This is a genomic window from Promicromonospora sukumoe 327MFSha3.1 (genome assembly GCF_000385135.1).
Lineage (GTDB): Bacteria > Actinomycetota > Actinomycetes > Actinomycetales > Cellulomonadaceae > Promicromonospora > Promicromonospora sukumoe_B.
In genome coordinates this window covers 1364085-1378368 of record NZ_ARQM01000010.1, presented here as the reverse complement: position 1 = coordinate 1378368, position 14284 = coordinate 1364085, and the positions used below count along the sequence as shown (strand labels likewise).

Annotated in this window: 13 protein-coding genes; 2 read left to right on the top strand and 11 right to left on the bottom strand. The window is 72.7% G+C overall.

Annotated elements, in window-relative coordinates:
* Positions 1-3: 3 nt before the first annotated feature.
* Positions 4-918 (bottom strand): glycoside hydrolase family 43 protein, encoded by a 915-nt coding sequence (locus tag H291_RS29410; protein WP_020014828.1) that lies wholly within the window; start codon positions 916-918, stop codon positions 4-6.
* Positions 919-1120: 202 nt separating this feature from the next.
* Between H291_RS29410 and H291_RS29405 the strand changes: the two genes are divergently transcribed.
* Together H291_RS29405 and H291_RS0109855 are read left to right on the top strand one after the other, a co-directional pair.
* Entirely contained in the window at positions 1121-1801 is a 681-nt protein-coding gene (locus H291_RS29405) for a DUF4232 domain-containing protein (protein WP_157236798.1), read from the top strand.
* A 154-nt stretch (positions 1802-1955) separates the two neighbouring features.
* Positions 1956-2657 carry a hypothetical protein gene (locus tag H291_RS0109855; protein WP_020014826.1) on the top strand — a complete coding sequence of 234 codons (702 nt, stop codon included), beginning with the start codon at positions 1956-1958 and terminating at the stop codon, positions 2655-2657.
* Positions 2658-2838: 181 nt separating this feature from the next.
* Here the strand turns inward: H291_RS0109855 and H291_RS0109850 are convergent, their stop codons facing one another.
* The 10 genes from H291_RS0109850 to H291_RS0109805 all read right to left on the bottom strand — a co-directional run bounded on the left by H291_RS0109850 (position 2839) and on the right by H291_RS0109805 (position 13637).
* Complete coding sequence (locus H291_RS0109850; RefSeq protein ID WP_051109405.1) at positions 2839-4095, bottom strand: MFS transporter; 1257 nt, start codon at positions 4093-4095, stop codon at positions 2839-2841.
* A gap of 294 nt (positions 4096-4389) precedes the next feature.
* On the bottom strand, positions 4390-5424 hold the full coding sequence (lgt, locus tag H291_RS29400) for a prolipoprotein diacylglyceryl transferase (protein ID WP_084467886.1): 1035 nt from the start codon (positions 5422-5424) through the stop codon (positions 4390-4392).
* Between the two features lie 69 nt (positions 5425-5493).
* Entirely contained in the window at positions 5494-7038 is a 1545-nt protein-coding gene (der, locus tag H291_RS0109840) for a ribosome biogenesis GTPase Der (protein WP_033325861.1), read from the bottom strand.
* A gap of 92 nt (positions 7039-7130) precedes the next feature.
* A complete protein-coding gene (cmk, locus tag H291_RS0109835; RefSeq protein ID WP_026365593.1) occupies positions 7131-7847 on the bottom strand; it encodes a (d)CMP kinase in 717 nt (238 codons plus the stop codon).
* 46 nt (positions 7848-7893) lie between these two features.
* Entirely contained in the window at positions 7894-8823 is a 930-nt protein-coding gene (locus H291_RS0109830) for a pseudouridine synthase (protein WP_020014821.1), read from the bottom strand.
* A 76-nt stretch (positions 8824-8899) separates the two neighbouring features.
* Complete coding sequence (gene scpB, locus H291_RS0109825; protein ID WP_020014820.1) at positions 8900-9565, bottom strand: SMC-Scp complex subunit ScpB; 666 nt, start codon at positions 9563-9565, stop codon at positions 8900-8902.
* Positions 9562-10674 carry a segregation and condensation protein A gene (locus H291_RS0109820; protein WP_020014819.1) on the bottom strand — a complete coding sequence of 371 codons (1113 nt, stop codon included), beginning with the start codon at positions 10672-10674 and terminating at the stop codon, positions 9562-9564. The genes scpB and H291_RS0109820 overlap by 4 nt, the downstream gene beginning before the upstream one ends.
* On the bottom strand, positions 10658-11554 hold the full coding sequence (locus H291_RS0109815) for a ParA family protein (protein WP_020014818.1): 897 nt from the start codon (positions 11552-11554) through the stop codon (positions 10658-10660). The genes H291_RS0109820 and H291_RS0109815 overlap by 17 nt, the downstream gene beginning before the upstream one ends.
* A gap of 101 nt (positions 11555-11655) precedes the next feature.
* Positions 11656-12579: a site-specific tyrosine recombinase XerD gene (gene xerD / locus H291_RS0109810; protein WP_020014817.1), complete on the bottom strand. Its 924-nt coding sequence runs from the start codon at positions 12577-12579 to the stop codon at positions 11656-11658.
* A gap of 206 nt (positions 12580-12785) precedes the next feature.
* Positions 12786-13637, bottom strand: a complete 852-nt coding sequence (locus H291_RS0109805) for an HpcH/HpaI aldolase/citrate lyase family protein (protein ID WP_026365591.1) — start codon at positions 13635-13637, stop codon at positions 12786-12788.
* Positions 13638-14284 lie beyond the last annotated feature (647 nt).

The window sequence follows — 14284 nt, the reverse complement described above, 5'->3', positions numbered from 1 at the left end:
GGGTCAGGCCAGGTCGAGCTCCGTGCGCGGGCCGAGGAACCTCGGCACGTCCGGGCCGCCGACCTGCGACGGTTCGAAGACCAGCTCGGTGAGCCACATCTGGCGGCCCGGCCCGGGCACGTTGACGGCGCCGGGCGGCCAGGCGTGGTGCACGTACCAGGTGCGCCCGTCGCGCTCGACGACCATGCCGTGCCCCGGCCCGGCCGCGACGTCGTTGGACACCATGATCGGGGTGTCGCGCGGCTTCACGTAGGGGCCGGTCGCCTTCTCGGCGACGGCGTAGCCCACGCCGTAGCGGTCGGAGTCGAACGCGTTGCCCGAGTAGAACAGGTAGTAGCTGCCGTCGTGCGGCCAGACGTAGGGCCCCTCGACGAGCGTGCCCTCCCACTCCTGGTCCTGCTTGAGGATCCGCTCCGGCTCCCCCTCCAGCCGCAGCCCGTCGTCGGACAGCCGCTGCACGTAGATGAAGGTGTCCACGCCCACGTGGTTGCCGTCGTTCTTCCACAGCAGCCAGCGCGAGCCGTCGTGGTCGGTGAACGGGGAGGCGTCGATGGAGCCGCCCTCGTGGTCCTGGCACAGCAGGGGGCGCTCGGCGTCGTCCCGGAACGGGCCGTGCGGCGTGTCCGAGACGGCCACTCCGACGGCCTGCACGTCCGTGGCCCGGTCGTGCGCCGTGTAGTACGCGACGTACCGCCCGTCCACGAACGCGACCTCGGGCGCCCAGTTCAGGCCCGGCTCGACCCACGCCGCGAGCTGCGGCATGCCGTCGCCCACCTCCTCCCAGCGCACGAGGTCGGGCGAGCGCAGCACCGGCATCGCCTCGACCCGGTTCTTGGTCGCGTACGCCCAGTAGGTCCCGTCCACCTCCAGCACCGCGGGATCGGGGAAGTTGGAGCCGTACACAGGGTTCGTCGCCATCGTCTGTCCTGTCCTCTCGCTCGACACAGCGCACCAGGTTAGGAGAGATCGGCGGCCGACGTCGGTCCGTCCGGGTCCCGACACGCCGTCGATTTGTTGACCGGGGCAACTCGGCGAGATGCTCGGGGTGATGACACGATCGGCGAGGGCCGCAGTGGTGGTCGCGGCCCGCCGGTTGTCCCAGCCGAAGGGGGAGGCTCAGGTGTTCAAGCGAGAAGCGATCATGACCATGTGCGGTGCCGCGGGGGTCGCGGCGCTGCTGCTGACGGCGGGATGCTCGGCGGACGCCGCCGGCTCCGGGGGCGACGAGAGCGCGTCCGCCACGCCGTCGGCGACCACGACGACGTCCGCCAGCCCGGACTCAAGCGCGACGGGGTCGCCCACGGAGGAGTCCTCGGAGCCGTCCGAGACGGCTACCCACGACTCGGGCGAGGCGGGATCGGCCTCCGGACGGTGCGAGTCACCCGAGCTCGCGGGCAGCCTGGTGCCGGACGAAGGCGGCGCGGGCGCCGGGCACTACGGGGTGTGGATCGTGCTGAAGAACGAGGCGCCCGAGACCTGCACGCTGCAGGGCTGGCCGGGAGTGTCGTTCGTCGGGGACGGTGACGGCGAGCAGATCGGGGCCGCGGCGGAGTTCGACCGGTCGAGCCCGCACGAGACGGTGACGCTGGAGCCCGGCGCGTCCGCGCAGGCCCTCGTGCGCGTCGCCCAGGCCGCGAACTACGGCGACGAGTGCGGCGAGACGCCCGCGGACGGCCTGCGGGTCTACCCGCCCGGCGAGAAGCGCTCGCTGTTCGTGCAGAACGACCAGCTCGAGCTGACGGCGTGCGCCGACATCGACGACTCGCTGCTCCAGGTCCAGGCCCTCCAGCCGGCGAGCTAGTGGTTCGCTGGCTCGGGCAGCTGGCTAACTGTCTCGCGCAGGCGAACTGACTTCGGTCGGTTGTCTTGAGACCGGTCAGTTGACTGACCGGTCTCAAGGCAACCGACCGAAGTCATCACCGGCCCCGCACGCAGGCTGTGCTGTACTACCGCGCGTGACCACGCAGGACGAGCAGCAGGAGCAGCGCGAGCCGGAGCAGGGCGAGCGGGCGCGTGCGCCCCGCGGACGGCGACGGGCCGCGTGGGTCGCCGGGACGGCCGCGCTGCTCGGCGGCGTCGCCTCGCTCGGCGCGTTCGGCGTCCAGCGCGCGGCCGAGGAGAGCGACCTCGTGCTCCTCGCCGGGCTCGACGGCGGCGTGGTCGGCCACCTCCTCTGGGCGTTCGCCTGTCTCTGCGGCGCGGTGCTGGGCGTGGCCGGGTTCTGGTTCTTCGTCGTCGGGTACGAGTGGCTCACTGCCACACTCGCGGCGATCGTCCTGGGCGCGGCAGTCCTGGCAGCGTGCGGCGGCGTGCTGCTGAACGGCCTGTTCGCCCTCATCTCGTCGAGCACGGACTACTTCGTGCTCGACGAGCTCGACCGCCCCGGCGGCGAGCAGATCCTCGTCGAGGAGGCCACCGGCTTCGGCGACGTCTACTGGCACGTCTATCAGGGCGGCCCGGTCCGCTACGCGGAGATCACGGACTCGTTCGACCTCGGACCGGACTGCGAACGACTGACCGGCTCCCCGGGGACGACCCCGTTCGCCGACGGCGACTACACCCTGACGAGCGACACGCAGGGGCGGGACGTGCTGAGCTTCACCGTCGACCGGTCGTACTGCGACAACGGGGGCACCTACGAGCTCGTGCTCCCCTGACCCGCTCGGCCCGACCTGGCCTGGCTGGTGGGCTGGCTGGCTGGCTGGCGCAGGAAATCTGACTTCGGTCGGTTGCCTTGAGACCGGTCAGACAACCGACCGGTCTCAAGGCAACCGACCGATGTCATTTCTGCAGCGGGACCAGGGGCACGCTGCGCTACCTGGGCACCCTCAGCCCGGGCTAGCGGCCCCCGCGGCCGCCGCCCGCCAGCGGGAGCGCCGTGCGGGACGAGAACACGACGACCGCCAGGCACAGCAGCGCCGCGACCGCCCCGAAGCCGAACATCTGCGGGTACGACCACGTGGCGCGCAACCAGGAGAGCGCCATCGGCACGAAGAACCCGAGGTACGTCAGCGAGTAGAAGACGGCGGTCAGGCCCGCGAGCTGGCCCGGCCCGGCGATGCGCGCCACCTCGGTCAGCCCGGACACGAGGCCGAGCCCGTACCCCGTGCCCAGCACCACGGCGGCGAGCACGCCGAGCGGCAGCGTGGGCGACGCCGCCGCCCAGGCCGCGAGCGCCATCCCCGCCGCGACGATGCTCAGCGCCACGATCGACGCGCGGGCCGACGCCGGAGTGTCGATCCGCCGGGCCACGGCCTGCATGGCGATGCCGCAGCCGAGGGAGAGCACGGTGAGCATCCCGGCGAACGCGATGGGGATGTCGCCGGCGTGCTCGGACAGGAGCGCGGGCAGCACCGCGTAGGCGCAGCCGCCGCAGCCGAACACCCAGGGTGCGAGCGGCACGACGACGCGCAGGAACCTCCGGTGCCCGACGGCGGCGAACCGCAGGTCGTGGCGCAGCGGCCCGCGCTCGGCCTTCTGCCGGCCGGGGTTGGTCTCGGGCACGCGCAGCAGCCAGGCGCCCGCGACCAGGGCGCCCGCCGCGTGCACCACGTAGGCCAGGTGCGTGGGCCAGGGGCCGAACTGGGCGAGCATCGCGGCGGCACCCGCGCCGGCCAGGAACCCCGTGGTCAGCGACAGGGAGCCGCGCCGGGGCCCCGCCGCGCGGTTCCCGGTGCGGGCGCTGAGCTCGGTGATCCAGGTGCTGCCCACCGCCATCGCCAGCCCGAGCGCGACGCCGCACAGCACCCGGCCGATCGCGAGCACGAGCGGGCTCGTCGGGTCCAGGGCCAGCACCAGGGAGCCCAGGGCACCGATCGGCGCGGCGGGCAGCAGCAGCGGACGGCGGCCGTGCCGGTCGGACAGCGGCCCGCCCAGCAGGAGCGCCGGGACGATGCCGAACACGTAGGCCGCCAGGAGCGCGTCGACCATGACGTCGCCGATGTGCCCCTGCTCGCGGTACATCACCAGCAGCGGTGTGAACTCGTTGCCGCCCCACGCGACGGCCAGCAGGACGGCCGCGACGGGCCACCAGGTGCGCGGTCCCACGGGGAGCCGGTCGGCGGCAGGAGTGTCCCCGGGGAGCGTTGGTGGCATGACCTCATCCTCCGCATCAGATGCCCGGGCGAACAACCTGCGCGGCTGTGAGGGTGCGCACAGGGGCGCCTGCGGGAGCTGGCCCCTGCGGTGCGCAGCCGAGCCCCGCGTGTTGAGCGCAGTCCGCCCCGGCAAGCACAACTCAGCGGGGAGGGTGACGAAGAGTTAGCAGTGCTACTTCTCCGTTACCCTCCCCGCTGAGTGGGCTTTGCCCCGCGCCGCAGACCGCGCCTCGCGGCGGGCAAGGGCTGACCGCCCGGACCGCTCGCGACACAGGGTCCAGCACGACCAGGGTTACTTGCTCCCCGCCGGGTCCACGGGGCTCGCGTCGGCGTCCGCGGCGTCCACGTCCGCGTCCTGGTCCGAGCCCGCCCGCTTCTTGGCCTCGGCGCCCGAGTCGCCCGCACCACCGGCCTCGGCGTCCTCGTCCTCCGGCTCGCGGCCCGGCATGTAGACCGACGGCTCCGGCTCCGGGTGCCGCCGTCCCTGCACCACGAGGATGCCGATGCCCAGCAGGATCGCGATGCCCGACGTCCAGATGTTCGCGGGGATGCCCAGCGGCGCGTCGCTCGTCGGGTCGATCCGGATGGACTCGAGCCAGCTGCGGCCCAGGCCGTACCAGATGAGGTAGAGGCCGAACATGCGGCCCCAGCGCAGGCCGGGCCCGGGGGTGCCGCCGTCGGCCAGGAGGGCGTCGTTGCGGCGTACCACGCGACGCTCGATGAGCAGCAGCACCGCCACGCCGATGAGGTTCCAGATCATCTCGTACAGGAACAGCGGGTGGAACAGGGTGCCCTCGGGCGTGCCGGCGGGGAACATCGGTGCGTCGGAGCGGATCTCCAGGCCCCACGGCAGCGTGGTCGGCAGGCCGAACAGCTCCTGGTTCACGTAGTTGCCGAGGCGGCCGATCGCCTGGGCCACCAGCAGGCCGGGCGCGAGCGCGTCGGCGAACGACCAGAAGCGCAGGCCGGAGATGCGGCACCCGATCCAGACGCCGAGCGCGCCGCCGAGCAGCGAGCCGAACAGGGCGTTGCCGCCCTCCCAGATCCGCACCCAGGCCCAGGGGTCCACACCGGGGCCGGTGAAGTCACCGAGGTGCGTGAGCACGTGGTAGATCCGGGCGCCGACGATGCCGATCGGCACCGCCCACATCGCGATGTCGATCGCGATCCCGGGGGCGGCTCCGCGCGCGCGGAGCCGCCGGTCCGTGATCCACGCGGCGGCGACGATGCCCGCCAGCAGACACAGGGCGTAGGTGTGGATGGTGAGGGGGCCCAGGCTGAACTGGGACCACACCGGGTCAGGGCTGGGGATACTGGCCGGAAGCACGACCCGAAGGTACCGCGATCCGGCCCCGATGTAGGCATCGGCCCGGCGTGCCGCGCCGCCGGAGCGCCGTCAGCGGCGGCGCTTCTCCCGCACCCGCACCGAGATCTCGATCGGCGTGCCCTCGAAGCCGAACGTCTCGCGCAGGCGACGCTCGATGAACCGGCGGTAGCCGGCCTCGATGAACCCCGTGGCGAAGATGACGAACCGCGGCGGACGCGTCGAGGCCTGCGTCGCGAACAGGATGCGCGACTGCTTGCCGCCCCGCAGCGGGTGCGGGTGCGCGGCCACGAGCTCGCCCAGGAACGAGTTCAGCTTGCCCGTGGGGATGCGGCGGTCCCACGACGCCAGCGACCGCTCGATCGCCGGGACCAGGCGCTCGCTGTGCCAGCCGGTGCGCGCCGACAGGTTCACCCGCGGCGCCCACTGGATCTGCACCAGCTCCTTCTCGATCTCGCGCTCGAGGTAGGGGCGGCGGTCCTCGTCCATGAGGTCCCACTTGTTGTACGCGATGACCAGGGCCCGGCCGGAGTCCACGACCTGCTGGATCACGCGGATGTCCTGCTCGGTCAGCGGGGCGGACGCGTCGACCAGCACCACGCCCACCTCCGCCTTGTCGATGGCGGCGGCGGTGCGCAGGGAGGCGTAGAAGTCGGCGCCCTTGGTCTGGTGCACACGACGGCGGATACCCGCGGTGTCGACGAACCAGTACGGGATGCCGCGCAGCTCGATGAGCTCGTCGACCGGGTCCCGCGTGGTGCCCGCGACCTCGTCGACGACGACGCGCTCCGAGCCGGCGATCTTGTTCAGCAGCGACGACTTGCCGACGTTCGGGCGGCCGACGAGCGCCACGCGGCGCGGGCCCGAGGGCCGCAGCGTACCGTGCGCCGACTTCGAGGGCAGTGCCTTGACGGCGGCGTCGAGCAGGTCGCCCGTGCCACGACCGTGCAGGGCCGAGACCGGGAACGGCTCCCCCAGGCCCAGGGCCCACAGGTACGCCGCGTCGGCCTCGCCCGAGGCGCCGTCGACCTTGTTGGCGCACAGCACGACCGGCTTGCCGGAGCGGCGCAGCAGCTCCACGACACGCTCGTCGGTCGCGGTGGCGCCCACGGCGGCGTCGACCACGAAGACCACGGCGTCCGCCAGGGAGATCGCGACCTCGGCCTGCTCGGCCACCTTGGACTCGATGCCCGCGACGTCGACCTCCCAGCCGCCCGTGTCCACCAGCATGAACCGGCGGCCGGCCCACTCGGCCGGGTAGGACACGCGGTCGCGGGTCACACCCGGCTTGTCCTCCACGACCGCCTCGCGGCGGCCGAGGATTCGGTTCACCAGGGTCGACTTGCCGACGTTCGGGCGGCCGATGATCGCGAGCACCGGCAGGATCTGCTCGGCCTCGGACTCCTCGTCGGACCACTCGGAGGACAGGAGCGCCTGGTCCTCCTCGTCGAGCTCGAACTCCTCGAGGCCGACACGCAGGGCACGCTCGCGCGCGACATCGTCCTCGGTCTCGGTGAGGTCGAGGTCGGGTGCGACGGTGGCGGCGTCGTCCAGGGGAGCATCGTCTCCGGCCACCGCGTTCAGGGCAGCCTCGGATGCAGAGGAGTCGTGGGTCATGCGCCCATTGTCGCAGGCCCGACCCGCTCCGGCCGACTCGCGGGCGTATGACCTACCCCACCGCCGTCGGACGGCGCCGCCGGACCCCGCCGTCAGACCGTGCTGGCCGCCGCCTGAGCCTGCGCGACGACGGCGAGCACCGCGTCGACGGTCTGCTCGAAGTCGAGGTCGCTGGAGTCCACCGTCACCACGCCGTCCGCGGCGACGAGGAACTGCGTCACCTTCGCATCGTCCTGGTCGCGGCGCACGATCTGGTCCTTCGTGGCCTCCACGGCGGTCTCGTCGGCGGCGCCGTGCACCTCCAGAGAACGGCGCCGCAGCCGCGCCTCCTCCGAGGCGGTGAGCAGCACGCGGACGTCGGCGTCGGGCGCCACGACCGTGGTGATGTCGCGGCCCTCGGCCACGATCCCCCGGCCGCCCGAGTGCACGGCCGCCGGACCCGACTCCTGGTCGATGATCGCGCGCTGGAGCCGCTTGAGCTCGGCGCGCACGTCCAGGTTGGACGCGACCTTCGACACGTTCGTCGTGACCTCGGTGGTGCGGATGACCTCGGCCACGTCGCGACCGTCCAGCTCGACGCCCGGTGCCTCCGGGTCCAGCCCCATGACCAGCGGCATCACGCCCACCGCGGCGGTGACCGCCGCGGCGTCGGCGAGGTCCGCCGTCTCCATGCTCCACACCGTGGCCGCCCGGTACATGGCCCCCGTGTCGAGGTAGGCCAGGCCGAGCCGCGCCGCGACCGCCTTCGACACGCTCGACTTGCCGGAGCCCGACGGCCCGTCGATGGCGATCACTACGGGGCTGGTCACAGATAACTCGCTTTCGTTGGGGTGGAGAGGTGCTCGGCCCGGAAGGCTACAGGTCGACGGCGTTCATCAGGGTGCCGAGCTCCGTGCGGCCCAGCACACGGGTGCGGCCGGCCTTCAGGTCGCCCAGCGGGATGGGGCCGATCCGCGTGCGCACCAGGCGCGTGACGGGGTGGCCGACGGCGTCGAACATGCGGCGCACGATCCGGTTGCGGCCCTCGTGCAGCACGACCTCCAGCATCGCGAAGCCGTCGATCTGCTGGAGCACGTGCACGGCGTCCATCTTGGCGACGCCGTCCTCCAGCTCCACACCCTTCAGCAGCTCGCGGCCGACGCGCGGGTAGACCTCGCCCTCGACCGTCACCAGGTAGGTCTTGGCGATCTGGTACTTCGGGTGCGACAGGCGGTTGGCGAGCTCGCCGTCGTTCGTCAGCAGGAGCAGGCCCTCGCTGTCGGCGTCGAGCCGGCCCACGTGGAACAGGCGCTCCTCGCGGTTCCTGATCAGGTCGGCGACCGTCGGGCGGCCCTTGGGGTCGTCCATCGTGGAGACCACGCCGAGCGGCTTGTTCAGCGCGATCGTCACCTTGTCCTGGTCGAGCTGGATGCGCAGCCCGTCCACGTGGATGACGGCGGTGGCGGGGTCCACCCGCACGCCCAGCTCGGTGACGATCTGCCCGTCCACCTCGACGTGCCCGTTCGCGATCAGCTCCTCCGACGCGCGGCGCGAGCCCAGCCCCGCCTGCGCGAGCACCTTCTGCAGGCGCACGCCGTCCTCGACGTGGACGTCACGGGCCGGTTCGGTGGGCTTGGCGGGCCGACGGCGCGGCGCGTTGGCCTGGGCGCGGCTCTTCGCGGAGCTGCCCCCACGGAAGTTCTGACCGCCCTGCTTGCCGCCGGGCTTGCCGGAACGGGCAGGACGGCGCGGCTGCTGGCCGTCACCGGACTCGCGGCGGCTCCCGCCGCGGCGTTCGTTACTCATGATTCGTCTCTCGGTACGTCGGAAGATCTACAGGAAAAGGGCGCACGCGTGGCCGGTGTGCGGGCCTCGGGCAGGACTAGGAGTCCAGCCCGTCGAGGCCGTCGATCGTGTCCAGGTCCGGCAGGTGCGGCGCCAGCGGGGGCAGCTCGTCGAGCGACGAGAAGTCCATCCGCTCCAAGAAGTATCCCGTGGTTCCGAACAGAACCGCACCCGAGCTGGGGTCCTGACCGATCTCGGCGATCAGCCCGCGGGTCAGCAGGGTGCGCACCACGCCGTCGACGCTCACGCCTCGCACCGCGCTCATCTGGCCACGCGACACCGGCTGACGGTACGCGATCACGGCGAGCGTCTCCAGCGCGGCCTGGCTCAGCTTGGCCGACTGGCCGTCCAGGACGAAGCGCCCCACGGGGTCCGCGTGCGCGGTCGAGGAGTAGATGCGCCAGCCGTCGACCGTGCGGCGGAGCTCGAAGCCACGCGGGCGCGAGCCGAGGTGCCCGGCGTACTCGTCGGCCAGCTCGTGCAGGATGTCGTCCGTCTCGTCCTGCGTCAGGTTCAGCGCGGCCGCGATCCGGTCGGCGCCGATCGGCGCGTCCGCCACCATGAGCACGGCCTCGACCGCGGCGTGCGCCCCGCCCGGGAGCGTGTGCACGTCGACGAGCACCGGCTCCTCGGGAGCGGGGGTCGCGACGGCGTCGGTCCCGGCGTCCAGCTCGGCCTGCGGGGCCTGTTCCTCGACGGTCATGCCGTCGCCTCCGTTCCGGGCCCCGCGAGGTCCGCGTGCGCCGCTGTCGCGTCTGCTGTGGTGTCCTCGGCCGCCACGGTGTCGGTCGCCGTGGTGTCGGTCACTGTCGTGTCGGTCCCCGACTCCTCGGCCGCCGGGACGTCGTCCTCGTCGAACTCGCTCGGGCCGGCCGCCGGGTCGAGGTACTTGCCGCCGTCGTCGGGCCCGGCGGTCCAGCGCACCGTCAGCTCGCCCAGCGGGCTGACCTGCTCGAACCCGACCAGGGCGTCGCGGAACAGCTCCAGCAGCGCCAGGAACCGGGCCACGGTCACCAGGCGCTCCGTGCCGGCCGTGAGCGACCGGAAGGTCACCGAGCGCTCGGTGCGCAGCCGCTTGACGATGACGCCGGCCTCCTCGCGCACGCTGACCGCGGAGCCGTGCAGGTGCGCCAGCCCGACCACGGGCGGCGGCTTGGGCGCGAGCACCTTCGCGGCGAGCTCGGCCAGCCGCTCCGGCGTCGTGTCCCAGACCAGCTCCGGCAGGATCGCGGCCAGGTGCGGCTCCAGCGGCGCCAGGCGCGGCACGCGCCGTCCGGACGACGCCATCTGGTCCGCGAGGACCTTGGAGACCTCCTTGTACGCCCGGTACTGCAGCAGCCGGGCGAACAGCAGGTCGCGGGCCTCCAGCAGCTCCAGGTCCTCGGCGTCCTCGTCGACGACGCCGGGCAGCAGGCGCGCGGCCTTGAGGTCCAGCAGGGTCGCGGCGATCACCAGGAACTCGCTGGCCACGCCGAGGTCCCACGACTCGTGCACCTCGCCGCGCTCGGCGGCCTCGCGGGAGGCCCGCTCCGCCTCGCGGATGTGCGCCACGAACTCGTCGGTCACGACCGCGAGCGCCACCTCGGTGACGTCCATCTGGTGCTTGGCGATGAGCGACAGCAGCAGGTCGAACGGGCCCTCGAAGTTGTGCAGCCGCACCTGGAACATGCGCGACGACGACCGCTCGGCGGGCTGCTCCCCCGGCGTCGCGGGTGCCCGCTCCGACGACGGCGCCTCGGGGGCCTCTGCCTCAGGCTCCGCCGTCACCTCGGCGACGTCGGCCGGCGGCGCCACCTCAGGCAGCGTCGCCACGGGCCACGAGCTCCCGGGCGAGCTGACGGTACGCGGCCGCGCCGGGGTGCCCCGGGGCGTACGCGGTGATGGGCTCGGCGGCGACGGTGGCGTCGGGGAACTTGACCGTGCGCCCGATGATCGAGTGCAGCAGCGTGTCGCCGAAGGCCTCGTGCACCCGGGCCACGACCTCCCGGGAGTGGAGAGTGCGCGAGTCGTACATGGTCGGGAGGATACCGTCGATCTCGAGGGCCGGGTTGAGCCGGTCCCGCACCTTCTCGATGGTCTCCACCAGCAGCGCGACGCCGCGCAGCGCGAAGAACTCGCACTCCAGCGGGATCAGCACGCCGTGCGCGGCCGTCAGGGCGTTCACGGTGAGCAGGCCGAGGCTCGGCTGGCAGTCGATGAGGATGACGTCGTAGTCGTCGATCACCGGGCGCAGGGCGCGGGCCAGCACCGACTCCCGGGCGACCTCGCCCACGAGCTGCACCTCCGCGGCCGACAGGTCGATGTTCGCGGGCAGCACGTCGAGGTTCTCGATGCCGGACGGCAGCACGACGTCGCCGATCTCCACGCCTCGCTCCATGAGCAGGTTGTAGACCGTCAGGTCGAGCTCGTGCGGGTTGACGCCGATGCCGACCGACGCGGCGCCCTGCGGGTCGAAGTCGACCAGCAGCACCTTGCGCCCGTACTCCGCGAGGCACGCGCCCAGGTTGATCGTCGTCGTGGTCTTGCCCACGCCGCCCTTCTGGTTGCACATCGCGATGATGCGCGCCGGGCCGTGGCTCGCCAGGGGCGCCGGCTCGGGCAGGTCCGGCATGACCCGCCCCACGACGTCGCGCACGATCTCCGAGTCGTCGGGAGCGCCGACGACCGTCTTGCCGAGAAGAATGTCGGTCATCGTGCTCGCTCCCTCCGGGCTGGGTGCCTCGCTCACGCCCGCCACGCTATACCAGAGTGTGGGCACTCCCCGGCTCGAAGCCCCGGCGTGGCGTCGTTCGGTCAGCGCGCCCGGGGGTGGGCGGCGGCGTAGACCTCGCGCAGGGCGTCGGGGGTGACCATCGTGTAGATCTGCGTGGTGGTGACCGAGGCGTGTCCCAGCAGCTCCTGCACCACGCGGACGTCGGCCCCGCCGGACAGCAGGTGGGTCGCGAACGAGTGCCGCAGGGTGTGCGGCGAGACGTGCTCCGTGAGCCCGGCCCGCGCGGCGGAGGCCTGCAGCGCGGCCCAGGCGGTCTGCCGCGACATGCGCGCGCCGCGCGTGTTGAGGAACAGCGCGGGTGTGCCCCGGCCGGCCGCGGCCAGCGCCGGGCGGGCCCGCACCAGGTAGGCCTCCAGGGCGTCGCGGGCGAACGAGCCCACGGGCACCACGCGCTCCTTGGACCCCTTGCCGAGCAGCCGGACGGCGGTGGAGTCCCCCACGCCGTCGACGTCCAGGCCCACGATCTCGGAGATCCGCGCGCCCGTGGCGTACAGCAGCTCCAGCAGCGCCCGGTCCCGCAGCGGCAGGGGCCCGTCGCCGGTGCCCGCGGCGTCGAGCAGCCCCGCGACGTCGTCGACGGACAGGGCGTGCGGCAGCCGCCGCATCTGGGTGGGGGCACGCACCTCGGCGGACGGGTCGTCCACGGCCAGGCCCTCGGCCTGCGCGAACCGGTGCCAGCCGCGCACGGCGGCCAGCGCCCGGGCGGTGGAGGACGGCGACAGCGGCCGGCCGCCGTCGGTCCCCTGGCGCACCGCCTCGACGAAGGCGGTGACGTCGGACTCCGTCACGCCGGACAGGCCGTCGCGGCCCGCCGTGTCGAGGTAGGCGACGTACCGCACGAGGTCGCGGCGGTAGGCCGCGACGGTGTTGGCCGAGAGGCCGCGCTCCACGCTCAGGTGCGCGAGGTAGTCCCGCAGCGCACGGTCGAGCCGGCCGGTCTCCACCGGGGCGGGCGGCGGGCCGGGGTGGTTCTCGCGGAACGACGGATGGGCCAGTGCTGAGGACACCGGCCCATCATGCCGAGGGTGGGCGGGTGAAGCGGGCGGGGCGCGCCGGAGACGACACGCGCCGCTGGTCGAGCGCACCCACCGCTGGTCGAGCTTGTCGAGACCTGGGCAGGTCCCGACAAGCTCGACCACCGGTACCGGCGTCAGGAGGGGTTGATGCCGAACAGCTCGGCCCGCGAGCGGATCACCTGGGCGCGGGCGAGGCGCGGCTTGTCGCTGCCGTCGCGGATCACGGAGCCGGCGGCCTCGAACTCGGCGAAGAAGTCGACGGCCCAGGCCACGTCGGACGACGTCGGCGCGAACGACTCGTTGATGACGGCCGACTGCTCGAAGTCGAGGCAGAGCTTGCCGGTCATGCCGAGGCCGACGGCGTCGGCCGACTGCTCGCGCAGCAGCGCGTGCGAGGAGCCGACCGTGGGGCCGTCCACGGGGCCGGGCAGGCCGCCGATGCGGCTGGCGACCACGAGGCGCGTGCGCGGGTACGCCATGGCCATGGGCTCGTTGGCGGCGCCGGTGTCGCGGCGGTAGTCGCCCGAGCCGAACGCGAGGCGGAACGCGCCGCGCGCCTTCGCGATGTGCACGGCCTCCTCGATGCCGAGGGCCGACTCCACCAGCGGGATCACGGGCACGTCGCCGCCGAGCCGCTGCGCGGTGTCGATGACGTCGTCCGCGCTCTCGGTCTTGGCGAGCATCACGCCGTTGAGGCCCTCGAGGCCGCGCAGGTAGGCGACGTCGTCGGCCCAGGAGGGCGCGGTGCGGTCGTTGATCCGGACCCAGGCGCTGCCGCCGTTCTTGATCCACCGGATGACGTTCTCGCGCGCCTCGTCCTTGAGCGAGTCGTCGATCGCGTCCTCGCAGTCGAGGATGACCTGGTCCGCCCGGGAGAGCTGCGCCTTGTCGAAGAGCTCGGTGCGCATGGCGGACAGCAGGAGCCAGGCCCGCGCGTAGTCGGGGGCGACCCGCGACTTCTCGCGGGCGGCCCGGCGGGGCGCCAGGTCGCTCTCGGGGACGACGGCGGACGCCGTCGGCAGGCCCGACGAGTAGCCCGCGGACTGCGCGGTGGGCTGGTCTGCGGGTTCGGTGGTTCGGTCGGCAGGGGTCTCGGTCACGCGCCCAGCCTAGGCCGGGACAGCTGGCCTGACCGAATCATGACCGCGCTTTCATGTTGCGATCCACTGGACGTCAATTATCTTTGCTTTGTCAAACATTTACTCATGCCGGAGGAATGCATGCCCACACGCAAAGAGCTGCGGGACTTTGCGCTGCAACTTTGCTGACTTTCGGGTCGGTGGCTGCTCCAACAGCAGCCTCGTCGGAGCTGCCACTGAAAAGCGAGGAGGCCGCCTCCTCTACAACTGCCGAAAGAACGGCGACAGAGGCACCGTCGCACAGACACGATCGCAGGACCGACAACGAGGAGATCTGCGAGTTCGCACAACGGGTCGACTCCGCGCACATATCGCACTCCGGTGGGCCTCGCGCAGTGCAGTCGCACGGTTCCTGGGGCAACAAGAACTGCGCTTACCCTTTCGCGACCGTGACGACCGGCGTGATGAAGAGGAATGTCGTAGGGATCTACGTCGACGTCGGCCGCCTTGGGCAAGCGGTGCTCCCGCCGGGCGACGGGGGACGTGGAAACCGA

Coding starts and splice junctions, on each gene's coding strand:
- H291_RS29410 (WP_020014828.1), bottom strand. CDS start 918: ATGGCGACGAACCCTGTGTACGGCTCCAACTTCCCCGATCCCGCGGTG.
- H291_RS0109850 (WP_051109405.1), bottom strand. CDS start 4,095: ATGCCACCAACGCTCCCCGGGGACACTCCTGCCGCCGACCGGCTCCCC.
- der (WP_033325861.1), bottom strand. CDS start 7,038: ATGACCCACGACTCCTCTGCATCCGAGGCTGCCCTGAACGCGGTGGCC.
- H291_RS0109830 (WP_020014821.1), bottom strand. CDS start 8,823: ATGAGTAACGAACGCCGCGGCGGGAGCCGCCGCGAGTCCGGTGACGGC.
- scpB (WP_020014820.1), bottom strand. CDS start 9,565: ATGACCGTCGAGGAACAGGCCCCGCAGGCCGAGCTGGACGCCGGGACC.
- H291_RS0109815 (WP_020014818.1), bottom strand. CDS start 11,554: ATGACCGACATTCTTCTCGGCAAGACGGTCGTCGGCGCTCCCGACGAC.